The following is a 493-nucleotide window of genomic DNA, read 5'->3' on the forward strand; positions in this document are numbered from 1 at the left end:
TAGTGCCTAGTGAAAGTTATGAAGGTAGAGTCTGATGAGGAGGTATGTCTGGGGATCGCCGCAAAGAGATCGTCCGTCACCTCAGTGAGGACGATCTCGATCGACTCCTCGCGGAGTCTACGGATGAAAAACTCACTGAGCGGTTGATCTTCGTTAAACGGCTCTACAAGGGGGCAACCTTGGAGGACGCTGCCGACGATGTCGGCAGGTCCTCCGCGACAGGAACACGCTGGGCTCGCCGATGGAACAGGGGCGGTCTTGGACTTCTAATGCCGAACTTCGGGGGCGGCAGGCCCCCGAAGCTCGGCGAAGAACAACAGCAACGCCTCTTGGAACTGCTCCGGGAGGGCCAACCGTGGAAGAAACAAGAGATACAACACCTCATCAACGAGGAGTTCGACGTTGAATTTCATCCAGCCCATCTCACTACGTTCCTCGAAAAGCTCGGCCTCTCCTACGCAATTCCGCGGACTAAGCGCCCATCACGGCCAGA

At 56.8% G+C, this 493-nt stretch carries 1 protein-coding gene; it reads left to right on the plus strand.

Annotated features, from left to right (window positions below; all coding sequences use genetic code 11):
• Positions 1–44: 44 nt before the first annotated feature.
• Positions 45–493 (plus strand): IS630 family transposase (locus Z052_RS02770; protein ID WP_394338378.1); only part of this gene is annotated, 449 nt, incomplete at its 3' end.

Origin of the sequence: Halorubrum sp. C191, from assembly GCF_002727095.1 — an archaeon.
GTDB classification, from domain to species: Archaea; Halobacteriota; Halobacteria; order Halobacteriales; family Haloferacaceae; genus Halorubrum; species Halorubrum ezzemoulense.